At 33.6% G+C, this 24,399-nt stretch carries 19 protein-coding genes, 2 pseudogenes and 1 riboswitch; of the genes and pseudogenes, 2 read left to right on the top strand and 19 right to left on the bottom strand.

The genetic code is table 11. The annotated features are described in order from the left end of the window. Positions 1-459: 459 nt before the first annotated feature. From AB1282_RS14465 to AB1282_RS14425, 9 genes are all read right to left on the bottom strand, one after another. Positions 460-1,407, bottom strand: coding sequence for an ABC transporter permease (locus tag AB1282_RS14465; protein WP_056470758.1), 948 nt, complete (start codon positions 1,405-1,407; stop codon positions 460-462). Positions 1,408-1,410: 3 nt separating this feature from the next. Beyond that, complete coding sequence (locus AB1282_RS14460; protein WP_056470760.1) at positions 1,411-2,478, bottom strand: ABC transporter permease; 1,068 nt, start codon at positions 2,476-2,478, stop codon at positions 1,411-1,413. Next, on the bottom strand, positions 2,475-3,998 hold the full coding sequence (locus AB1282_RS14455) for an ABC transporter ATP-binding protein (RefSeq protein ID WP_056470763.1): 1,524 nt from the start codon (positions 3,996-3,998) through the stop codon (positions 2,475-2,477). The genes AB1282_RS14460 and AB1282_RS14455 overlap by 4 nt, the downstream gene beginning before the upstream one ends. 261 nt (positions 3,999-4,259) lie before the next feature. Continuing rightward, complete coding sequence (locus AB1282_RS14450) at positions 4,260-5,357, bottom strand: BMP family lipoprotein (RefSeq protein ID WP_216600075.1); 1,098 nt, start codon at positions 5,355-5,357, stop codon at positions 4,260-4,262. Between the two features lie 171 nt (positions 5,358-5,528). Further along, entirely contained in the window at positions 5,529-6,254 is a 726-nt protein-coding gene (locus tag AB1282_RS14445; RefSeq protein WP_056470769.1) for a GntR family transcriptional regulator, read from the bottom strand. Positions 6,255-6,498: 244 nt separating this feature from the next. Continuing rightward, positions 6,499-6,600, bottom strand: a riboswitch (purine riboswitch). Between the two features lie 61 nt (positions 6,601-6,661). After that, on the bottom strand, positions 6,662-9,052 hold the full coding sequence (locus AB1282_RS14440; RefSeq protein WP_056470772.1) for a DNA translocase FtsK: 2,391 nt from the start codon (positions 9,050-9,052) through the stop codon (positions 6,662-6,664). 123 nt (positions 9,053-9,175) lie between these two features. Next, positions 9,176-9,388, bottom strand: a complete 213-nt coding sequence (locus AB1282_RS14435) for a YlzJ-like family protein (RefSeq protein WP_056470775.1) — start codon at positions 9,386-9,388, stop codon at positions 9,176-9,178. Further along, positions 9,385-10,068 carry a ClpP family protease gene (locus AB1282_RS14430; protein WP_254664609.1) on the bottom strand — a complete coding sequence of 228 codons (684 nt, stop codon included), beginning with the start codon at positions 10,066-10,068 and terminating at the stop codon, positions 9,385-9,387. Before AB1282_RS14430 ends, AB1282_RS14435 begins: the two co-directional genes overlap by 4 nt. Positions 10,069-10,236: 168 nt before the next feature. Beyond that, positions 10,237-11,907, bottom strand: a complete 1,671-nt coding sequence (locus AB1282_RS14425; RefSeq protein ID WP_056470780.1) for a ribonuclease J — start codon at positions 11,905-11,907, stop codon at positions 10,237-10,239. A gap of 460 nt (positions 11,908-12,367) precedes the next feature. On the opposite strand from AB1282_RS14425, the gene AB1282_RS14420 reads away from it, so the two are divergent. Then, positions 12,368-13,900 (top strand): multicopper oxidase family protein, encoded by a 1,533-nt coding sequence (locus AB1282_RS14420; protein WP_429901143.1) that lies wholly within the window; start codon positions 12,368-12,370, stop codon positions 13,898-13,900. A 91-nt stretch (positions 13,901-13,991) separates the two neighbouring features. Here the strand turns inward: AB1282_RS14420 and dapA are convergent, their stop codons facing one another. From dapA to AB1282_RS14390, 6 genes and pseudogenes are all read right to left on the bottom strand, one after another. Continuing rightward, positions 13,992-14,885, bottom strand: a complete 894-nt coding sequence (dapA, locus tag AB1282_RS14415; RefSeq protein ID WP_056470783.1) for a 4-hydroxy-tetrahydrodipicolinate synthase — start codon at positions 14,883-14,885, stop codon at positions 13,992-13,994. A gap of 20 nt (positions 14,886-14,905) precedes the next feature. Further along, positions 14,906-16,135, bottom strand: a complete 1,230-nt coding sequence (gene dapG, locus AB1282_RS14410; protein WP_390310539.1) for an aspartate kinase — start codon at positions 16,133-16,135, stop codon at positions 14,906-14,908. 25 nt (positions 16,136-16,160) lie between these two features. Continuing rightward, positions 16,161-17,204: an aspartate-semialdehyde dehydrogenase gene (asd, locus tag AB1282_RS14405; RefSeq protein WP_056470790.1), complete on the bottom strand. Its 1,044-nt coding sequence runs from the start codon at positions 17,202-17,204 to the stop codon at positions 16,161-16,163. A gap of 183 nt (positions 17,205-17,387) precedes the next feature. Next, positions 17,388-17,570, bottom strand: a pseudogene (gene spoVFB / locus AB1282_RS14400) (dipicolinate synthase subunit B); the annotation flags it as partial. A 146-nt stretch (positions 17,571-17,716) separates the two neighbouring features. Next, positions 17,717-18,250, bottom strand: a complete 534-nt coding sequence (locus AB1282_RS14395) for a hypothetical protein (RefSeq protein WP_390310541.1) — start codon at positions 18,248-18,250, stop codon at positions 17,717-17,719. Positions 18,251-18,552: 302 nt separating this feature from the next. Beyond that, positions 18,553-18,729, bottom strand: coding sequence for a cell division protein FtsZ (locus tag AB1282_RS14390; protein ID WP_156339668.1), 177 nt, complete (start codon positions 18,727-18,729; stop codon positions 18,553-18,555). 121 nt (positions 18,730-18,850) lie between these two features. Here AB1282_RS14390 and AB1282_RS14385 point away from each other — a divergent pair, with 121 nt between their 5' ends. Further along, positions 18,851-20,347 (top strand): recombinase family protein, encoded by a 1,497-nt coding sequence (locus AB1282_RS14385; protein WP_056470797.1) that lies wholly within the window; start codon positions 18,851-18,853, stop codon positions 20,345-20,347. Positions 20,348-20,382: 35 nt separating this feature from the next. Here AB1282_RS14385 and dpaB read toward each other — a convergent pair. The 4 genes and pseudogenes from dpaB to AB1282_RS14365 form a co-directional block, all read right to left on the bottom strand. Then, positions 20,383-20,808: pseudogene (dpaB, locus tag AB1282_RS14380) on the bottom strand (dipicolinate synthase subunit B); the annotation flags it as partial. After that, a complete protein-coding gene (gene dpaA, locus AB1282_RS14375; protein ID WP_056470800.1) occupies positions 20,805-21,707 on the bottom strand; it encodes a dipicolinic acid synthetase subunit A in 903 nt (300 codons plus the stop codon). The gene dpaA and the pseudogene dpaB, both read right to left, overlap by 4 nt. A 268-nt stretch (positions 21,708-21,975) precedes the next feature. Beyond that, complete coding sequence (locus AB1282_RS14370; RefSeq protein WP_056470803.1) at positions 21,976-23,217, bottom strand: M16 family metallopeptidase; 1,242 nt, start codon at positions 23,215-23,217, stop codon at positions 21,976-21,978. Between the two features lie 101 nt (positions 23,218-23,318). After that, positions 23,319-24,299 carry a polysaccharide deacetylase family protein gene (locus AB1282_RS14365; RefSeq protein WP_056470806.1) on the bottom strand — a complete coding sequence of 327 codons (981 nt, stop codon included), beginning with the start codon at positions 24,297-24,299 and terminating at the stop codon, positions 23,319-23,321. Positions 24,300-24,399 lie beyond the last annotated feature (100 nt).

Below are 24,399 nucleotides of genomic sequence, written 5' to 3'. Positions count from 1 at the left end.
GTAAGTTGTGCGAGGTTGATTTCCGTAATCTGTTCTTCTAAAATAAGTACTTCGTTGATTTCCACTCCAGGATGCTCCCTTTCCGTGGGGAGAGAGGTGAGCCTCCTCGGCGCGCCTGCGAGGTCTCACCCTTCCCTCTTTTCCCACAGGAGTCGCGCACCTTACGTTCCAATCATTTTCCAAAAAATAAATGTAAAATCAAAACCAATAATCTTTAAACATTTTTTTATTGATTTAAATAATATCGCTTATTAGACCGACTTATCGTTTATTCTAAAAAGCATCCAATTTATCAAATTCTTATATGGATGTGTTGTATATATATTAATCAATTTTGAAAAAACGAATTATAATTTAACTTTCTTAAAAACGATATTATTCGTAATTAATTGACAACACATTTTTAAAAGAATAAAAAAAAAGCCTCCTAATTAAATAGGAAGCTTCAAAAACAATTATTTATCGTTTACCTTTTTCATATGCAACACCAACTGATTTTGGTGCTTGAGATGTTTTTGAGAATATAACTAATGCAATTAAAGTTACTACGTATGGGAATAACTTTAGTGCTAATGGTGGTATATGAGCTAAACTTGGAATAACTTGCGATACGTTGGCAATTGTTGTAGCTACACCAAAGAATAATGTCGCAGCTAAAATTCCAAGTGGTTTCCACTGTCCAAAAATTAATGCTGCAATTGCTAAGAAACCAAGACCTGCAACACTTCCTGTAAATTCGCCTGAGTAAGTTACTAAAATAATTGCTCCACCTAATCCAGAAAATGCCCCAGAAATAATAACGCCAAGGTAACGAATACGGTATACATTAATACCTGCTGCATCAGCTGCTTGTGGGTATTCACCACATGCACGTAGACGTAAGCCTAAACGAGTTTTATAAAGTACAAATGTACTAACGAGTAAAATGGCAATTACTAACCATGTTGTAGTATACGTGTTTTTAAAGAATAAATCCCCAAGTATCGGAATGTTCTTTAAGACTGGGATATCAGTACGTGTAATACCGTTAATACTGATGTTTCCTGAACCAGTAATATTTCTTGCTAAGAAGATTGTTAAAGCACCTGCAATCATATTAATTGCGATACCACTTATTACTTGATCTGCGTGTAAATTTATACTTGCAAACGCATGTAGTAAAGAAAATAAAGCACCTGCAAGAACTGCAACAAGAATTCCTACCCAGATTACCCAAACTTCACCTTGATGATTTACTTGAAGTTTTGAAATTGTTAAGGCACTAGCGAAACCACCGACAACCATTAAACCTTCTAAACCAATATTTACGACACCGCTTCGCTCAGAAAATAAACCACCTAATGCTACGATTAATAATGGAATCGTATAGGCAATTGCATATGGGAAAATTTGTATAATTAAATCCATGCCTTATTTCACCTTCTCTCCTACATTGCTGTTTTTATATTTGCGTGATTTGGATACTCGATCGATAACTTTTTTAATTAAAATACTAGTTGCAGAGAAATAGATAATGATTGCAATGATAACATCAGCAATATCTGGTGGAATTGAAGTCATTGCACTCATAAATCCTTTACCAGAATATAATAGTCCAAAGAAAATAGCTGAGAAAAATACGCCAATTGGTGTATTCATTCCTAAAAGTGCCACGGCAATTCCGTCGAATCCTTCTGTAGGTAAAACCCCAATTTGAATTAGTGATGCATTACCAGCGAATTGAACAACACCCGCTAGTCCAGCAAGTCCACCTGAAATCATCATTGACAAAATAACATTTCTATTTACTGAAATACCCGCGTATTCAGCAGCACTACGGTTGTAACCTACAGCCTTTAATTCATAACCCAATACTGTACGATTAATAATGAATGAAACAACGATTACCATAATAACTGCGATAAATAAACCGAAGTTAATATATGAACCACCAAATAAATTTGATAAAAATGGCATTTTTAATGTTGCAGCATCTGCAAGCATTTTTGACTCTGTTTCAGTACTACCTTTAAAATATTGTGGTACTAAATAATAAACTGTCCAGTAAGCAATCCAGTTCATCATGATCGTAGAAACTACTTCGTGAACATTAAACCTAGCTTTTAGTAGTCCAGGAATAAATGCCCAAGCTGCTCCTGCAATAAAAGCAACAATTACCATAAACGGAACTAAGATCAACGTTGGTAAATCTACTGTTAAACCAACTGCTGAAGCACAAAACCCTGCAAAAAGCATTTGGCCAGCTGCACCGATATTAAATAAACCTGTTCTGAATGCAAACGCAACAGAAAGTCCTGTTAAAATTAACGGAGTAGCAGTAGCAAGTGTATTACCAATACGCTCCGGATCTTTTAATCCACCTTGGAATAAATAATTAAACCCTTCAATCGGATCATTACCTGTTACAAAAATTAATAATGCTCCAGCCAGTAAACCTAATACTACGGCAATTAAAGAAATAATTCCTCCCTTTTTCATGCCCCTTCACCTCTCCTTATACCAGCCATCATTAATCCTAATTCATCTTCATTTGTGTCTTTGGCATTAACGATATCAATGATTTCTCCTGCATTTACGATTGCAATGCGGTCAGATAAATTAAGAACTTCGTCTAGTTCTAACGAGATTAGTAGAACAGCTTTTCCACTATCTCTTTGCTCTATTAATCTCTTATGAATATACTCAATCGAACCAACGTCTAATCCACGTGTTGGCTGACATGCAATTAATAACTCAGGCTTAAGTTCGATTTCGCGACCGATGATTGCTTTTTGCTGGTTTCCTCCAGACATGGATTCAACGACTGTTTTCGCACCTTCACCAGAGCGTACATCGAATTCTTCAATGATTTTCTTTGCATGTTTGGCAATCGCAGCTTTATCTAAAACACCATATTTAGAGAATGGTTCTTGATTATAAATTTCTAGAACAACGTTTTCTTCAATTGTATATTCAAGTACAAGTCCTCTTTTTTGACGATCCTCTGGAATATGAGCAATACCGCTTTTAATTCGCTCACGGATACTGTGTTTTGTAATATCTTGATTTTTTAATAAAATAGAACCTTCTTCAATCGGTCTTAAACCTGTAATTGCTTCAACAAGTTCAGATTGTCCATTCCCTTCAACTCCGGCAATCCCAACGATTTCACCTGCTCGAACTTGAAGAGTAGCATTTTTTAAACCTAAAACTTTTTTATTATTTTTGACACTTAAATTATTTACATCTAGTACAACTTCGCCAGGTTTTGATTCTACTTTATCTACCTTGAAAGACACCTGACGTCCGACCATCATAGATGCCATTTCAGATTCAGAAGTTTGTTTTACATCAACAGTACCGATGTATTTTCCGTGACGAATGACTGTACATTGATCTGCAACAGCTTTAATTTCTTTTAACTTATGTGTAATGATAATGATTGACTTGCCTTCATTAATCAAGTTTTTAATAATCTTCATTAAATCTTGTATCTCTTGTGGAGTAAGTACTGCTGTTGGCTCATCTAGGATTAGTACTTCAGCATTACGATATAAAGTTTTTAAAATTTCGACTCTTTGTTGCATCCCTACTGTAATATCTTCAATCTTTGCATAAGGATCTACGTTTAAACCGTAAGTTTTAGAAAGCTCTTCAATACGTTTTGCTGCAGTCTTGATATCTACTACTAGACCTTTTTTAGGTTCAAGACCTAGAATAATATTTTCTGTGACTGTAAAATTTGAAACTAATTTAAAATGTTGGTGAACCATTCCGATTCCTAATTCATTTGCAACATTGGGATTTGAAATTTTAACTTCTTTACCTTTTACTTTTATAATTCCTTTTTCAGGTGTGTACATTCCAAAAAGGACGGACATTAAAGTTGATTTCCCTGCTCCGTTTTCACCTAATAAAGCATGAACTTCCCCTTTTTTTAATCGTAGTGTAATATTGTCATTCGCTATAATGCCAGGAAACTCTTTTGTTATATTTAGCATCTCCACTACATATTCCATAATTTTCCTCCTTGTATATTACGAAGTCATTTATTTTTAAAGTTTTACTTGATTTCGAAATATTTTTCTATATTTTTTATTTAGGGAGGGGTTTACTCTCTCACCCGATAGTCATGCCCTAATCAATTGGAAGCTTTACCAATATAAGTGCTTACAATTGATTAAAGCATGAAAAGTCAAAATTATTTATAGGGTAGAAGAAGCATATAAAAGGGTCTCCTTTCCTATGCTTCTTCTATCATTTATTCATTAGAAATTTAATTACTTAATTAAATTTCCTCTTTCACTTGCTACTACAATTTCACCAGACTTAATTTTGTTAAATACATCTTGAACTTTTGTTAAAGTTTCAGAACTTAAGTTTGGATTTTCTTTTGGTAAACCAATACCATCATTTTTTGCATCGTAAGTTAAAGTTTGTCCACCAGGGAATTTTTTATCTTTTTCAGCTTTTACCATATCAGATGCTGCTTTAGCTACACCTTTCATAGCTGAAGTTAAGATTACTGATTTGTTATCTTTATAAACACCATCAGAGTACTGATCTACGTCAACACCAACAACCCATGCTACTTTACCACTAGCTACTCTGTTTTTAGCTTCAGTAATAGCACCTTGTCCTACTCCACCTGCTGCAGAGAAAATTGCTTTAACTCCACGGTCATACATTTGAGCTGCAATTTGCTGACCTGCTGCTTTGTCTGTAAAGCTTCCAGAATATACTACGTTATTAGCTTTTAAAGAAATGCTTGTTCCAAGGTTTTCGTTTGCATACTTAATACCTTGTTGGAATCCCCAGTTGTATTTTTGAACTGCTGGAATTTCCATACCACCGATAAATCCAACATCACCAGTTTTTAATTGAACTGCTGTAGCAATACCAGCTAGGTAACCAGCTTCATGTTCAGAGAAGAAAATTGAAACAGTGTTTTTCTTTACATCTGGCGTATAATCTTTAGCAGAATGTGGTGTACCATCGATAATTACAAATTTGTCATCTTTATATTTATCTTGCGCTTTATAAATTGCTGTTTCAAATTTAAAACCTGGAGTAACGATAAATTTAAAGTCCGCATCATTTAAGTTACCAATTTCTTTTAAATAATCAGCTTCAGTTTCGCCAGCAGGTTTTAAGTATTTAGTATCATTCTTAAGATTGAAACCTAATTCTTTAGCTCCTGCTTGGATCCCTTCCCAAGTACCTTGGTTAAATGACTTATCATCAATTGTACCTGAGTCAGTTACCATACCTACTTTAAATGCACCTTTTGCGTCATTTGTATCTCCACCTTTACCACAAGCACCTAACATTGTACCTGCTGCTAAGGCCATTGAAAGAACAAGACCAGCTTTTTTCATCTTCATAAAAATTTTGCCCCCTTAAATTTTTATTTACTTTTGTACTAGCTTGGTATATAATCGTTAACTTAACGATCCACCTCCCTAATAATTTAATGAAATTTCAGTAAACAATATTTGAAAAACCAGCCAAAACTTATTTTTCGTAAATATTAATTTGGCTATACAATTTTAATTTCTTTTTCTTAAAACATTAAAACTGAACTGATCCGCTCTGAAGTAATTATAAGAATGTAATACTGCTCGGTTTAAATCGTCAAAATGTAACTGTTCGATTAATAATAATGAAACATCTGGTTCACACTGTAATAAAGGAGAAACTTTATCGTGGTAACCTATTGGTTCAATTCTTGCACTTGAATATTCGATATTACGTCCAGTTTCTTTTTTGATGAAAGTAAAGAACGAATGATCTTCATATGATGGAACCTGTTTAAAATAATTAGTTGGTAATTTATCAATGCAATAAACTACAGGTTCACCATTTGCTGTTCGAATTCTTTCTACAACGTGCATACGATCATCTTCTGTGATTGTAAAGCTTTTTAAATCTTCTTTCGTAGGAACTAATAGTTTAGAAGATAGGAAGATTGTACCAGGTTCTTTACCTGCATCAATAATCATTTCTGAGACACTACTTAATTGTTCAATGCCTGTCCTAAAAATTGGTTTCGGTTTTACAAATGTGCCGACCCCGTGTCTTCTAACTAAGATATTTTCTTCTTCTAAAACTCTTAATGCTTCTCTTAATGTTGCTCTTGATACTCCAAATATTTTAGATAACTCATACTCTGATGGTAACTTATGATGTGGCAGGTAAATACCGTTCTCAATATCTTGTTTGATTCGATCCATCACTTGGAGATAAAGTAATCTGGTGTCTGTTTTAATCTTCATTTCCCATCCCCCAAACTTCGGATTTCAGACATCAGTTGTTAGACATCTGTCGTATAATCCTTCTTTACTATACTGTTATTTTTTACTCATTTCAACACTTTTTTGAAAACGCTTTATTTTTTATTACGTTAATGAATCATTTGTTCATATTTAACATAAAAAAACTCTTATAATCTACAGTTCCACTTAGTGAAAAAGCTAGATTATAAGAGTTTTTGATTTCGTAAATATAAACCATTTCTCCATAATAATGCTTTTTCCCCATAGTATTGCAAATATTGGTTGCAATGTAGAAACTTCCGACCCATCATGTCGATATTATATGAGGACTATCAATTTATCTGAAGAAATAATATCATTCTATGTCTAAAAATGTCAATAATGTTTCGACAATTTTTTCTTTTTTGTTAAGACAAGGCTTGCTCATCTTCCACTGGTTTACTAATTAATACTTCCCTAGGTTTACTACCTTCATACGGACCAACTATACCATTATCTTCCATAGCATCAATTAATCTTGCAGCTCTTGTATAACCAATTCTAAATCTTCTTTGTAGTAGTGATACCGAGGCTGATTGCATATTTGATACTAACTCAACAGCTTCATTATAAAGATCATCATTCACTTCAGATTTCCCATCTTTTTCCTCTTTTACCATCATTTCTTCTTGGTATTGAGCCTTTTGTTGAGAGATTGAAAACTCGACTACTCGTTCAACTTCATCATCAGATAAAAATGCTCCTTGTACTCGGATTGGTTTAGATGCACCGATTGGTTGATATAACATATCTCCTCTTCCTAATAGTTTTTCTGCTCCACCAGTATCAAGTATTGTACGAGAATCTGTTTGAGAAGATACACTAAAAGCAATTCGAGAAGGTATATTTGCTTTAATGACACCCGTGATAACGTCAACAGACGGTCTTTGTGTAGCAATAATTAAATGGATACCCGCTGCACGTGCCATTTGAGCTAATCTAGTGATTGAATCTTCCACATCACTCGAAGCTACCATCATTAAGTCTGCTAACTCATCAACAATCACGACGATAAATGGTAATAAAGGTTGTTTTGAATCAGTCATCGTATTATTTTGTTTAGTTAATTCGTTATAACCTTCGATATTTCTAGTACCTGAATGAGAAAAAAGCTCATATCTTCTTTCCATTTCACTAACAACTTTTCGTAACGCTTGTGAAGCCTTTTTAGGATTTGTTACAACAGGAGTTAGCAAATGTGGAATACCATTATAAACATTCAATTCAACCATCTTCGGATCGATTAACATTAACTTTACTTCAGATGGTTTTGCATTCATTAGGATACTAACAATGATTCCATTTATACATACACTTTTCCCACTACCTGTCGCCCCAGCTACTAGTAAATGCGGCATTTTATTAAGCTCTGCAAATACAGCATCACCGGCAATATCTTTTCCTAACGATACAGCTAATGGATTTTGTAATTTCGGATTTTTTGCTTCGAGAACTTCTCTAAGTAATACAGTCGTTATATTCGTATTAGGTACTTCAATACCAACCGCAGATTTACCTGGAATTGGGGCTTCAATTCGAATGTCTTTGGCTGCAAGTGCAAGTGCTAAATCATCACTAAGATTTACAATACGACTAACTTTTACCCCTGCTTCAGGGTATACTTCATATTTTGTTACCGCAGGTCCATGATGTACTTTTGTTACTGTAGCCTTTACACCGAAACTTTGAAATGTTCTTTCAAGCTTGTCCGCATTTTCCTTAAGCTTAGACTCATTTTCACGTTTTTTAGCACCCTTTGGATAGGCTAATAAATCCATTGATGGCAATACGTAATCTACCTTATCATCAATTCCTACTTCTGCAACTGGCAATTCGATTGACTGATCGTCTTCCTCTGCAAAATGAGCCTGGATTTGATTTGAATTATTTGCAATTATCAATTCTGGTTCCTTAGGTGCCTGATATGTAGGAGAATATTCGATTTGAATTTCTTTTTTCGGCTCGATGTTCTCATTTTCATATGAATTTTTAACTTGATAATTTAAGCTATTACCATTTGACACTTCTTCATCATGATCATTGTCTTCATATGAATCTTTCCTTGCTTTTCTCTTTTGTTTAGCCTCAGCTCGTCTACTAGTAGTTTTTTGTTCACGACCACGTTTCCAGAAATTTGTAAAATCCTTCCATGTATCTGAAATTAAATTTCTTACTTTTGGCATTATATATTGATACAAATAACCGCCAAGTGGCTTACCAGTAATAAATAAAACTCCCGCGACTATTGCAATGATTCCGAATAGAATCGCACCGGTTCGATCAAATAAGAAATATAAAACTGCAAAAAGTATCGCTCCAATCATACCTCCACCAAGATCCACCGTACTAATTTTACCCTTGGCTTCAATTAAGAATAAATCTAGCGTACTTTTTATGACAGATTGATCAGGAAATTGATTATTTTTTGCTAATAAATCAAATAGAGTAACATGACTAAACATCAATATACTAAAGAAGATTAACAATCCACCAATCGTAATACTCGAAACAAATGGAGGTCTTTTTCGATAAATTATGCTATATGCAGATAAACCGATTATAAAAAGAAAGCTAAGCATGTACCATTCCCCAAAGAAGAATCTCAAGAATAATACAAAAGCTTTACCTACAATACCAAGTTTTAAAATTGTTACGATTGATAGGGCTAAAAATATTAATCCACTAATTTCATACCATATTGAACCATTGCCACTTACTGATTTTCGAGCTTTTGATTTTTGCTGCTTCTGCTTTGCCATGTAATTCACCCCCATCAAAATTTGCAGATTCGCCAAAGAAAGCAGCCTTTTGGCTGCTTCCTTAAATTGAATTTATTATAACATATCAGAACATATGTTTACCATGTATTGTTAATAATTACCTCAAGTTGGAAGAACTAAAATTCTTTGACCAGGTGAATATTGCATAAAATGCTGCGGATCGGTACTGACAATTCTTTTAATTTCAAAAGCTGTACCCCCAACACTATCAACCAACATTGGAACACCATTGTATTCCATAAACTGCTGTGATGTGTATTCTTGTTGATCAACAGGAAAAATTGATTCAATTGGCATAATTGTATAAAGAATCAAAATTCATTCTCCTCTTTATTTGACTTTTCTTTCCGTTCGTCAATTAATTCCTGCAATTTACTTAATGCTTGCCCAATGCCACCTACATCATCAATTAGTCCATATTTTACTGCATCTCCACCAACTACATTTGAGCCAATATCTCTCGTTAAATTACCTTTTGTAAACATTAATTCCTTGAAACGTTCTTCTGTAATATTTGAATGCTTTGTAACAAAACGAGTTACTCTTTCTTGCATTTTATCAAGATATTCAAACGTTTGAGGTACACCAATTACTAAACCAGTTAAACGAATTGGATGGATCGTCATTGTTGCCGTTTCAGCAATATATGAAAAGTCAGTACTTACTGCTATCGGTACTCCGATACTATGTCCACCGCCTAAAACGATTGATACAGTAGGTTTCGTTAATGTTGCAATCATTTCTGAGATCGCAAGACCAGCTTCCACATCTCCACCGACAGTATTTAGAACAATTAATAATCCTTCAATCTTAGGATTTTGTTCAATTGCAACTAATTGCGGGATTAAATGTTCATATTTAGTTGTCTTATTTTGAGGTGGTAATGCTACATGCCCTTCAATTTGCCCAATTATCGTTAGACAATGAATTTTTGAATCATTGCTTGCTGGAACATTTGTTTGTCCTAGCTGTTGAATTTTTTCAACAATGCTCATATCCTTTTGATCATTTGGCTTTGGAGGTGCTTCTTCGTTTGGAATAGGTGTTTCATTATTTGAATTTGTCAAAATGGTTCCCCCTATCATTTTTCATACAAGTTAGTATGTGAAAATAATAAGGAAATCATACCCATCTCAGAATAAGAAGTAACTCACAATTTAAAACTATACTTCCATTAGTATTGGAAGTATCATTGGTCTTCTTTTTGTTTCTTCATATAAGTAAGCGCTTAATCCATCTCTAATTGAATTTTTTAATAGTGTCCATTCAATTTGATCGTTCTGTAACATTTTTTCTGTTATGTCTTTTACAATTTCAGTTGATCTAGTTATTAATTTTTCAGATTCACGAACATACACAAAGCCACGAGTTATAATTTCTGGGCCGGATATGATTGCTTTCTTTTGCTTGTTAAATGTTACCACAACAATTAGTATTCCATCTTGAGACAGTAGCTTACGATCACGTAATACGATATTTCCAACATCACCTACACCAATTCCGTCAATTAAAACGTTGCCAACATCGACTTTTTCAGTACGAGAAGCTTGACCATCTTTAAACGAAACGATGTCCCCTTTTTCAACAATAAAAATATCTTCTTTTGCCATTCCGACTTCTTCCGCAATATGTGAATGTGCTTTTTGCATTCGATATTCACCATGAACTGGTATGAAATATTTTGGCTTCATTAATTCAAGCATTAATTTTAATTCTTCTTCATAGCCATGACCAGATACGTGTACCTTTTTATAGCCATAAATAACATTTGCGCCAGCTCTAAATAATAGATTAACAGAAGATGCAACTAACATTTCATTTCCTGGAATAGCTGTTGCTGACATTAGTACAGTATCACCTTTTCGGATTGAAACTTGTTTATGCGTACCTTTAGCAATTTTTGAAAGGGCTGCCATCGGTTCTCCTTGTGTACCAGTTGTTAGGATGACAATATCTCTTTCTTTATAATTATCTGTATCCACAACTGAAATCATTAAATCATCGGGAATCGATAAATAATCTAATTCCTTGGCTATTTCAATCGATTTCATCATACTGCTTCCGACTACTGCTAGTTTTCTACCAGCCGCTACACTTGCATTAATAACCTGTTGGATGCGATATATATTTGAAGAAAAGCAAGTTACTAAAACTCTTCCTTTTGCATTCATTATTTCTTTTTTAATTTCTTCTGATACTTTCTTCTCAGACCCCGAAAACCCTTGTCTTTCTGCGTTTGTGCTATCAGAAAGCAAACATAAAACACCTTTATCTCCAATTAGTGCTAGTTTACCTAAATCAGCACCTGGATAAGGACTTTTCGATTGATCAAATTTGAAGTCTCCAGTAAAAACGACCGCACCTTGTGGTGTATTTACACAAAATCCAAATGAATCTGGAATACTATGAGTAGTCCTAAAAAAACTAATTGAACTATTTTCAAATGTTAATAAAGTGGTTTCGTCATATAGTTCAAATTGCTCAAGGTTTTTAATGCCCTTTTCACTTAATTTTTCTCTAATAAATAAATAAGCTAATTTATTCGTGTAAAACTTTACTTGTGGAAGTTTATTCATAATATATGGAATCGCACCAATATGATCTTCATGCCCATGTGTAATAAAAACACCTACTACTTTATGTGCGTTTTTCTCTAAATAACTTACATCAGGTATGACATGATCTATTCCGTACATTTCTTGGTCAGGAAATTTTAAACCTGCATCTAACACGTAAATCAATTCACCAACTTCGACTATATACATGTTTTTTCCGATTTCACCTACCCCACCAAGGGCAAAAACTTTTACTTGTTCTTTCATTTCCTTCACCACAACCTGTTCCTCCTAGTTAATTCTTTAAATTTACAGACCGTTCAAAATCTTACAAACATTATATCCTAGTCGGAACAGGTAAAACAAGATACATTCTTCCTTAAATAGGAAAATCGGATTACTTTGGGTATGTATTTTTAATCATTTTTAACGCTCATACGACTATAGCTAACATTGAAAATAAAAATGATTGTTTCCACCTCAGCATTCCTTGTTATGTATAGGAGCAAGGAAATATGAATTAAGCGATACAAATATAGGGTACCTTTTGACTGCTCTTTATGATAAGAAAATTGCAAAGTCAGTTCCATTTAGGCGAGTTTTTCAAAAAGTGTCACATTTTAATAGCTAAATTCTTTTTTTGTAGTGATTGATTGGTCAATTATTTCTTATTACAGGAATATGAATATTTTAGAAAAGGAGGATCTAGATGAATTTTAATGACAGAGAGCCTTTAAAAATGAATCTTTCTAAATTCGTAGATGAACTACCCATTCCACCAATTTTAAAACCATGTTGGAAAGATCATTTCTATACTTATTATGAAGTTACGATGACGGAGTTTAAGCAATCGCTCCATAGTGAGTTAAATGACTCGACTGTTTGGGGGTATGAAGGAAGTTATCCTGGACCTACAATTAAAGTAGAAAAAGGTGAAACCGTGTTTATTAAATGGATCAATGATCTCCCTGATAAACACTTATTTCCGATCGACTATACTGTTCATGGTGCAAATAAAGATGTCCCTCAAGTCAGAACGGTAGTGCATGTACATGGTGCTTGTGTTGAGCCTGAAAGCGATGGCTATCCTGAAGCTTGGTTTACAAAAGATTATAAACAAGTTGGACGTTATTTTAGTAAGAAAGTATATCGATATGATAATTGTGATTGCGCTTCTACGCTTTGGTACCATGATCATGCACTTGGCATTACAAGGCTTAATATTTATGCTGGTTTAGCAGGATTCTATCTCATTAGTGATCAAAAGGAAAGTTCATTAAATTTACCGAATGGGAAATATGATATCCCGCTATTGATACAAGATAAAAGTTTTAATCATGATGGTTCACTTTATTATCCAAAACAACCAGATCAGCCAATCAAAGAACTACAAACGTCTATAATCCCTGAATTTGTTGGTGATACAGTCATTGTGAATGGTAAAGTACATCCTTATTTACAAGTGGAACCAAGAAAATATCGATTTAGGTTATTAAACGGTTCTAACACACGCTTTTTTCGAATTACGCTTGATTCTGGTCAACTTATGTATCAAATCGCAACAGAGCGTGGATTCATGCAACATCCGATTGGAATAAATGAGATTATGTTATCACCTGCAGAACGAGCAGAAGTAATTATCGATTTTACTAATCTTGAAGGTAAGAAGATTACTATGAAGAATGATGCTCCCACCCCATTTCCCTCTGGTATTCCTGTGGATGAAAATACGGGAACTGTGATGCAATTTAAAGTTAATTTGCCATTATCCAACGTGGATACGAGTATGATACCAGCTTATATGGTGCCCGTTCCAAAAATAAATGAACTGTCTGCTTCAATGAAGCGATACTTAACCTTAGATCATAAGATTGATCAGTTTGGACGAGAAATTATGTTATTAGATAACAAACATTGGGATGCTCCCATTTCAGAAAATCCGAAATTAGGAACGATCGAAATATGGTATTTAATTAACTTAACGCCAGATTCTCATCCTATACATCTTCACTTAATTGATTTCCAAATCTTAGATCGAAGAAACTTTGATGTAGAAAAGTATAAAAAAGAAAGGATCATTCATTACACAGATCCACCGACTCCACCTGAACCACAAGAAAATGGATGGAAGGACACTGTTCAAGCTAATCCAAACCAAGTAACTAGAATAATCATGAGGTTTGGGCCATTCACCGGATTATATGTTTGGCACTGTCATATGTTGGAACACGAGGACTATGAAATGATGAGACCATTTTTAGTGATTCAATAGTAGCATTCGGATTTTTTGTGGTTGATTCCATCCATTAATAAAAAACCACTTACGCCATCCAAAATTGGACTGTACGTAAGTGGTTTTGTTATTAATTATTTTGTAATGCTTCGTCTAATTTATTTATTAAAATACTTAAAGTTGTACGTTCAGCTTCTGAAAGTGGTACAAGCGGTAAACGAACTCCACCAACATCTAAACCTTTCATTTGTAAAGCTGTTTTAATTGGACTTGGACTTGGCGCCATGAAGAATCCGTCAAATAATGGTAATAGTTTACGGTGTAAGAATTGCGCTTTCGCCATATCTCCTGTGAAGAAGCTTTCAGCTAATTGCTGCATTTCATTTCCTAACACGTGTGAAGCAACTGAAACCGTTCCCTTTGAACCAATTGCAAATGCAGGAAGCGTTAGGCCGTCGTCACCACAATATAATTCAAAATCTTCAGGAGTACGGTCAATAATTTCTGTCATTATGCCTAAGTTACCAGTTGCATCTTTAATTGCAACAACATTTTGAATTTCTGCTAATCTTACAACTGTATCTACAGTAAGGCTGGCAATTGTTCTGCCTGGTACATTATATAACATAACAGGTAGTTCAGTACTTTCAGCCGCTGCTTTAAAGTGTTGATATAGTCCTTCTTGGTTTGGTTTATTGTAATAAGGTACAACAACCATAATTGCATCTACTCCTAAAGCAGATACCTTTTTCGTTAATTCAACTGTTTCACGAGTATTATTACTTCCAGTACCCGCGATTACAGGTACTCTTCCATCTGCAGCTGAAACAACATGACTAATTAATGCTAATTTTTCTTCAGAAGTTAATGTTGGAGATTCTCCAGTTGTTCCACAAACTACGATTGAATCCGTTCCATTCTCAATTAAGTAGTTCACAAGTTTTGTTGTTTTTGCAAAATCAATATTTCCTTTTGAATCAAAAGGTGTTACCATCGCTGTTGAAATTTTACCAAATCTACTCATTGTTCCACTCCGATCAAATATTAATCCATTTTAACTGAACTAAGTTCAAATGCATCATGAAGTGCAGTAACCGCTTCGACCATATCTTCATTTTTGACAAGCACCCAAATAGTTGTGTGACTGTCAGCTGATTGTAAAATTTGAATACCTTTTTCAGCTAGTGCAGTTACAATTTTTGAAGTTACTCCAGGTACTCCGGCAATTGCAGCACCAACTATTGATACTTTTGCACATCCAGTTGTGTATGAAGGCTCATAGCCAATTCCTTTTAATACCTCAATCGCTTTTGAAGCAACTTCATCACTTACAGTGTATACTACACCATTAGGTGAGATATTAATAAAGTCTACGCTTATTCCTTTATTTGCCATTGCTTTAAATACTTGAGAATGTAAATCAAAAGTATGTTCCTTAGATGTTACTCTAATTTGTGTAACATTCGGTACATGTGCGATCCCTGTAATTAAACGATCATGAATATTGTCACCAATAATTCGTTGTGTAGGATTAGATGTTACTAGTGTACCTAAACTATTTGAATAAGTTGAACGAATTCGAATAGGTACTTTTCCTTGCATCGCGATTTCTACAGCCCTAGGATGAATTACTTTCGCTCCTTGATATGCCATATTACAAATTTCTGCATAAGTAACTACTGATAAAGGTCTTGCTTCTTTTACGATCCTTGGATCTGCTGTCATTACGCCTTCAACGTCAGTGAAGATTTCGATTGTTTCTGCGCTAACAGCAACCCCAAGTGCAGAAGCTGAAGTATCACTTCCACCTCTACCTAATGTCGTGATATCACCATTAGATGTTGATCCTTGGAATCCTGCGACAACTACAACATCATAGTTTTCTAGCTCTTTAATTAGACGGCTACATTTCATATCAAGAATTTTTGCATTTCCAAATTCATCATTTGTTCGGAAACCTGCTGATGCACCTGTCATTGCCATGGCATGAATACCGTTTTCATTCAATAAATTTGAAAAAACAATTGAAGAAATTGTTTCACCACATGACATTAATAAATCAAGTTCTCTTTGTGTAACCTTACTTTTTTTTGCGCCAACTAAATTTAAAAGTGTATCTGTTGCATATGGCTCACCTTTTCGTCCCATAGCAGATACTACTACCACTAATTTATAGCCTTTTTCTAATGCTTCTTTTATATGCTTAAGTGCGTGCTTTCTACCATTTTCGTCACGTACTGAAGTCCCTCCAAATTTTTGGACTAATATTTTCATTCTTGCACCTCTCTAGCAGTTTTCACTAAATGATGCTTAACTCAATTAATCTTTCAGCAATTTGCACTGAATTCCAAGCAGCACCTTTTAATAGATTATCTGAAACGATCCATAAATGGAATCCAAAAGGATTATCTAGGTCTTTACGGATACGTCCTACAAATACTTCATTACGTCCAATACTGTAAAATGGCATTGGATATAGTTGTTGGTCTGGATCATCTTGTAAAACGATTCCAGGTGCATCACTTAAAAGTGATTTAAGTTCAGCTACCGATACTTCTTTATCAACTTCAATATAAACTGATTCTGAGTGACCAGAAATTACAGGAAGTCTTACACAAGTTGCACTAATTTGTAATTCAGGTAAATGCATGATTTTTTTAGTTTCATTGATCATTTTCATTTCTTCATAAGTATATCCATTCTCAGTAAATACATCGATTTGTGGAATTGCGTTAAAAGCAATTTGATAATGTTTCTCACCACTTTTTACCGGTAATACTGATGGAGTTGCTTCTTCACCATTTAAGAATGCTTGCGCTTGTTCCTTTAAGGCTTCAATTGCTGTTACTCCAGCACCAGAAACGGCTTGGTAAGTTGAAACTACAACTTTATTTAAACCAATTGATTGACGAATTGGTTCTAGGGCAACAACCATTTGGATTGTTGAACAGTTAGGATTTGCAATAATACCTTTATGATTAAATAAATCTTTGTCATTTACTTCAGGTACAACTAAAGGTACATCTTCAGCCATTCTAAATGCACTAGTGTTATCTACTACTACTGCCCCTCTTTTAACTGCTTCAGGAGCAAGTTCTTTTGATACTGAGCCACCAGCACTAAATAAAGCAATATCTACACCTTCAAAAGCTTCAGGAGTAGCTTCTTGAACGATTACTTCTTCACCTTTATATGTTAATTTTGTTCCTGCAGAACGTTTTGAAGATAAATATTTAATTTCTTTTATTGGAAAATTTCTTTTCTCTAATGTTGCAATCATTTGTTGTCCAACTGCTCCAGTTGCACCTACTACAGCTACTACATAACTTTGTTTATTCCCCACTTTTTTTGCACCATCCCTGTTTTCACTTTTATTAAATAGTTTACGTCAAATGAAGTTTATATTCAAAGGTTTTCGCTTGAATAATTCTTTTCATAGTAACGAGTATGTATCCTAATGACACATACTCAATTTTCTTCATTCTAACATAGAAAAAATAATTCAGTCCTATTTTTTCTAAAATATTTATTGTAGATCGCGATATTTTTCAACTAAAACAGGTTGAAGTTGTTTGCCTTCAATAGAAGATTTCACCGTATCTAGTAATGAATCCATTCTTGCCACTAATGAATTCGGTTTTTTTATTGGATCATCTTGACCAAAGGGAATAAAATAGATATGTTTTGTACTCATTAAACGCATTAAATTATGACTTAGAGGATAATACCGATCTAAATGGAATATCTTTGGTTTGGGACACATAATAATTGACTTTAAAAGGAGTCGATTAAAGGATTTAATAGGGGATTGAAACAAAAAATTAAGCTTTGGAAAATAATTTGTAATATCTCACCCTAATGATTGTAATGAACGCTATATTTAGCGTAAGCAGTATCAAGTTGTTTTTTAATGCAAGTATGATAAAAGGTTTGTTTATAATCAGTAAATAACACCTTTAAAAACCGATCTCTAATTGATTTAATCGTCAAATTATGAAAACGCAAATAGGTTTCTGTCCAAAACACCATATTCTTTGAAAAAGTTTCATCGTCGATTTCAAAAAATTTCCGTACAGCTCGAATGCCAATATTTCCCATCAAAACAGTTACATCCTCCACGTCAACATTTGCATCTAGTTCAAAAATAATAATCTCATATTCGTTTCTAGTTCTATTATTTTTATCTTTAAGTGAATAGCCTATTAATTCACCATTTGTAAGATTAAAAGCAACTACACCTTTAGCATAATCTAAAGCCCAGTTATTATAAGCTAGTTCTAAGACATCTTTTATTCTTACATTTAATATTAATTGATCAGCTAGTTTACGTTCGATCAATTTTTCCATTGTAAAAAATTGTTTTTTTAAATGATATTCGATAATAACCAACATCCCTCTCCATGATGAATATTTAGAATCACTATCACTATAATTACGAGCGTTATGCAAAAAAAATGACAGATTTTTGAATAATCTGTCTCAGAATTTTTCTGAAATACATGATTCAACTTGATTATGGTCCTTATTATATCTGCAGATAAATTAATTGCATATTTAGTTTTTTACCGTTATAAAAGTACAAAAAATTGTTAACCTAAGCAATTTAGACACTTGGTATAATAGCTAAATCTTCATTGATCAAGATAATAAATAAAAAAGCACCCCTTTTTTAGGTGCTTTCTAAATTCATCTTACTGATCATTTTTCTTATACAATTCTTCTTTAACAATCTTCCAGCCAATCGTATGAATTTCTTCAATAATTTTCTTTCTAGTTTCTTCTGTAACATCATTTGGCGCAATTATATTTACTTTTGTTTTTCCAAATTGATAGGTAGCAGTAAATTCTGTTTGTTTACTCAGTATCACCACCCCCATAATTCATTGTATGTTTAGTTTTATTACGGACTAACCAACCTTTTGTTTTCTATTGATTCAAAAATTAATTAATTCCTTAATTAGACATATATATAGTCTATGAGGTGATTAAATGGAACGGGTTGCATTGTACTTACGTAAAAGTCGAGCAGATATAGATGCAGAGGCTAGAGGTGAAGGTGAGACCTTATCAAAGCATAAGGAGCAGCTTTTAAAATTCGCTAAGGAAAATGATTTAAAGATCATTTGTATCCGACAGGAAATTGCATCTGGTGAATCACTTGTTTACCGGCCAGAAATGTTAAAGCTTTTACAAGAAGTTGAAGAATTTAAATATGATGGTGTGTTAGTAATGGATATGGATCGTCTTGGACGTGGTAATATGAAGGAACAGGGTATTATTTTAGAGACGTTTAAATCATCTAGAACAAAAATTATTACACCAAGAAAGACCTATGACCTTCATGATGAGTTTGATGAGGAATACAGTGAATTTGAGGCATTTATGGCGCGAAAAGAATTAAAAATAATTACTCGTAGGCTTCAACGGGGCCGGATTTTATCAGTCCAAAGAGGAAATTATTTAGGAACCTTTGCACCTTATGGATATGAGATTTATGAAACGAAGGAATTCCGTTCATTACGTATTAATAGCAATCAGGCAAAGGTAGTAAAAAGTATTTTTGAATGGTATACGAAGGATTTGATTGGTGCAAATGAAATAGCTAACCGTTTAAATCAAATGAATATCCCTTCCTATACTGGAAAAAAGTGGAGTTACCATACCATTTTGGAGATGATAAAAAATCCTATTTATATTGGAAAGGTCACTTGGAATAAAAAATCAAGTAAGGGTATTAGAAAACCAAAATCTGACTGGTTAATTGTTGATGGAAAACATGAAGCAATCATTGATCTTGAAATATACAATGTGGCACAAGATATTTTAAGTAGTCGATACCATGCTCCTTATAATAGTAAATTAAGTAATCAGCTAGCTGGAATAATTTTTTGCAGTAAATGCGGATCAAAATTACAGCAGCGTTATCCAAAAGGCAAACCTAGACAAATTGTGTGTACAAATAACCGCTGTAATACCCGCTCTTCCTATACCCATTTAATTGAAGAGAAACTCTTACAAGGGTTAGAAATTTGGTTAAAAGAGTACAAAATAAGTTTTACCAATCAAACCGTCGAGGAAGATTTTGAAGTAATTAATTTAAAAAAGCAAGCACTTAAACAAATCGAAAATGATTTAAGTGAATTAGCAAAACAAAAAAATAATTTATTTAATTTACTAGAACGTGGTGTTTATGATGAATCGATTTACAATGAACGTTCTGAAATCCTCTCTAATCAACTAAAAGAACTTTCAAATAGTAAGACATTAATTTTGGATGAACTGGCTAAATACCACAATAGAGAGTTGCTAAACGAACAATTTATTCCAACCTTTGAAAAAGTTTTGGATTTATATTACAAAACAACTGATATAGAACTCAAAAATCGACTGCTTAAATCGGTTTTATTTAAAGTTGAGTATCAAAAAGAACCACATCAAAAACTAGATGATTTTACACTTATTCTTTACCCGAAGCTCCCCAGGTGAACTTGTTAACTGATTTGGTATTACCATCTAAGTCACATTAAATTAGTTCCATTTAAACCTAAAGCATCGTTTGTAGAAATACCTAAAACAACAGGTTTTCCATTTCTCAAAGTAGCCTTAGCTGCCATTAAAACAGGGCTATCAGTTTGAGCATTAGCAAACTTACTCATTGAATTTCCTGTTAACGGTGCAATTACCATACAATCTAATTGTACTTTTGGACCAAATGGTTCTGCTCCTACAATTGAATCAACTGTTTTACGCCCTGTAATTTCTTCTATTTTTTCGATCCAGTCTTCTCCTACACCAAATCGTGTTGTTGTGCTTTTTACAGTAAAAGTAACAACAGGGTATACGTCAGCTCCATCATCCACTAACTTTTGAATTTGAGGTACTACCTCTTCATAAGTACAATGTGATCCTGTAATACCAAATCCAATTTTCTTACCTTTCAACGTCATTTTGGTTGCTCCTTCCTTTTGTCTAATTCTACTTTTAATAGCTGTGTTAGTACGTTTCCAATTATTTGACCTGCTGTTTTAGGAGCAACGATTCCTGGTAAACCTGGTGCTAATAATGCCTTAATACCTCTTTTTTCAGCATAACGGAAATCTGTTCCACCAGGTTTAGATGCTAAATCAATGATTAGTGCATGTGGTTGTAATCTTGAAATGACACTTGCTGTAACGATTTGAACAGGAACAGTATTAATAACAACATCGACATCTTTTAAGGCCTCTTCAATGTTCTTAAATTCAAAAGCTTCTAAGCCCATTTCAACAATTCTAGCAATATGTTCGGATTTACGAGCCCCTACTTTTACTTTTGCACCCAAACTATGAAAAGTCCTCGCAACACTCATTCCTGTACGACCTAAACCTAATACGGCTACTTTCGAATTATGAATTGTGTATTCCGTATGTTGTATGACCATCATGATCGTACCTTCAACTGTCGGAATACTATTATAAATAGCTACATCGTCTCGTTCAAATAATTTTACTAACTTTCGATTTGAAGCTGTAACAATACTATCTAAGTAAGAGTTACTTATTCCAGAATAAATCGTACAATGCGAAGGAGTACTGTCTAAAATTTCTTTTGTCAGCACGACTTTCTCATTTGAAAAAATTGTATCGACAACTCCTTCATTATTCGTACCTGGTACAGGTAAAAGGATTGCATCTAGATCTTTAAAATCAGCATCCGCAATTAATTCTTTTGATGCACTGGTAAAGCCACTATCTAATTGTTCAAAGCCTATTAATGTTACCTTTGCGTCTAACTCTGTTAACTTCCGAATAACTTCCAGCTGTCTGGCGTCCCCACCAATAACAGCAATATGCAAGCCAGTTAACATGCAGCATTCACCTTCTTTACTTCACTATGGTAAATGGAAATTAATCTCTGTAAGCAGGACTACCGCCTAACATCTTTCTCCTAAATATCTTATGAATCTTCCATTGCATTGGTGAAGATTCTTTCTAAAATTAAGGTGCAGTAATGAAAAACTATTAAAATCTTAGTAATAAAAATTTTTCTTCTTAATACTAAAGATACCATTTCTATTCTCGATCACTTGAAAAATAAAAAAGAGCATCCAATACAGGATCCTCTAATTTTTCAACTTAATGTTTAATATTTGTTGGAATTACTCCGTCAGGACTTACTAATGAAATTGCATAATCATCTGTAAATACAAACCTCGCAATATCATTTACTTTATCAATTGTTACACCATCAATTAGTTGAATTACTTCATCTAAAGTACGGTGGTTACCTAGCATTAATTCATTTTTACCATTACGGCTCATTCTGCTATTTGTGCTTTCTAAGCCTAACATTAAATTACCTTTTAATTGCTCTTTACAATTATTTAATTCTTTTTCTGTTATTCCATCTGCATTTAATACTTTTAATGTTTCTTGGATTGTTTCAAACAATTGATTTAATTGGCTTTTTCCAGTTCCTGCATAAATTGCAACTGTACCGCTATCTTGATATGCAGAGTGATAAGAGAAAACTGAATATGCAAGACCTCTTTGTTCACGAACATCTTGGAATAATCGACTACTCATACTGCCACCAAGTATATTATTTAAAGCAATTAATGGATATAAATCGCTATGTCCAAGTTCAAGACCTCTATAGCCAACACAAAGATGTGCTTGCTCTGTTTCTTTTTTGCGAGCAATTTCACCATAATGTAATGTAGGGATTCCAAAGTTTATATCTTTCTTTTTACCCTCATAGTTTCCAAATAAATCTTCAACACGTTTAATAAAAGATTCATCTATATTACCCGCAATTGAAATAACTACTTGATCAGGAGTGTAAAAATCCTTCATGTACTGACGTAAAGTATCGCCGTTAAAAGATTTTAATGTTTCTTCTGTACCTAAAATCGGATAACCTAATGGATGATTTTCATACATAACTTTACCTAATAAATCATGCACTAAATCATCTGGTGTATCGTCATACATTTTGATTTCTTCAAGTACTACATTTTTTTCTTTTTCTAATTCACCTTCATCAAAAGTAGAATTAAAAAACATATCTCCTAATACTTCTAACGCGTAATCAGCATGAGTATCTAACACTTTAGCGTAATAACAAGTATATTCTTTTGATGTAAATGCATTTACTTGTCCACCAATTGAATCGAAACTTTCAGCGATTTCTTTCGCATTGCGTGTTTTAGTGCCTTTAAAGAACATATGCTCAAGAAAATGTGAAACACCATTCAGTTCTGCCGTTTCATTGCATGAACCTGTTTTAATCCAGACTCCAAGTGCAACTGAACGAACAGTTGAAATATTTTCAATTACTACTCTGACTCCATTTTTGCAAGTATGTCGTACAATCATGTAATGCCTCCTATGTATACACCATCTATTTACACTTTTGTAATAAGATTGAAAAATTTAACTATATTTTACAATCATCTTAACAAAGCTGAAAGTAATTGTCATTTGTTTTCAACTTTTTTAATTGTATCGTACCGTTTTTCATCTAATAAAGTTGAAATATTTACAACTTTTCTACCTGATGCCTCTATTTTTGTGATAAGTTCATCAAGTGCCTCAGCTGTCGGTTTCGTTGGATGCATAAGAACGATTGTACCATTGTCTACTTTTTTCATTACACGATTAATAATGACTTCTCTTGGGGGTTTCTGCCAATCAATCGTATCTGCTGTCCACATAATTGTTTTCATACCTAAACTTGAAGCGATTTTAACTACTTCATCACGATAACTACCGCTTGGAGGGGCAAACCATACAACTTTTTGATCAGTTGTAGCTAGTATAACTGAATTTGTTTCGGTTATTTCATTTCTTATTTGCTGACTACCTAATCTTGCCATATCGGGATGTGTATAAGAATGATTCCCAACTTCTTGGTCTGCAGCAGTGATTAGTTGAGCGACAGTTGGATTATTTTTTACCCATCTACCTTCAAGAAAGAATGTTGCTTTTGCATTATGCTTCTTTAAAACTTCTAACATTTTTGGAATAAATTCATTCCCCCATGCAACATTTATTGTAAATGCTACCATTGGTTTTTCAGGATTCCCTTTATACACTGGTGATGGTGGTAAATCACTTAAATGAACTTTTGGAGAAACTTCTTTAAATACTAGTTTATTCTGATCAAACTTACCTTTTGTCTTCATTTTCTTATATGACGCATTAATATCAACTGCTAAACCGTTATAGCCGGGTATTGCTTTCCAAACCGAGTCGACATAAGCATCTTTTGGAGGTATCTCGAAAGTTGGCGCTTTTGTTTTGATTTCTTCATATAATCCATTTGTTTTTGTTGTTACAAATGACGATTTTGAAGATAAGTTCCTCACGTATTGATTCGTATATTGATTTCTAACGACTAAAATTGCTAGAAACAATGCCATAACGATTGCTAAGACTTTAAACCGACTTTTACTCATTTCCTGACACCCTCCTACTAGAAGGAATATGATATTTTTTAATAATATAGAACAAGCTTCTACAACTTATGTACGAAAAAATTAGCAATAACTAATTGAT

Source organism: Gottfriedia sp. S16(2024), from assembly GCF_050473765.1.
In the GTDB taxonomy this organism is placed as follows: domain Bacteria; phylum Bacillota; class Bacilli; order Bacillales; family Bacillaceae_G; genus Gottfriedia.
This window is presented reverse-complemented; position numbering and strand designations above follow the sequence as displayed.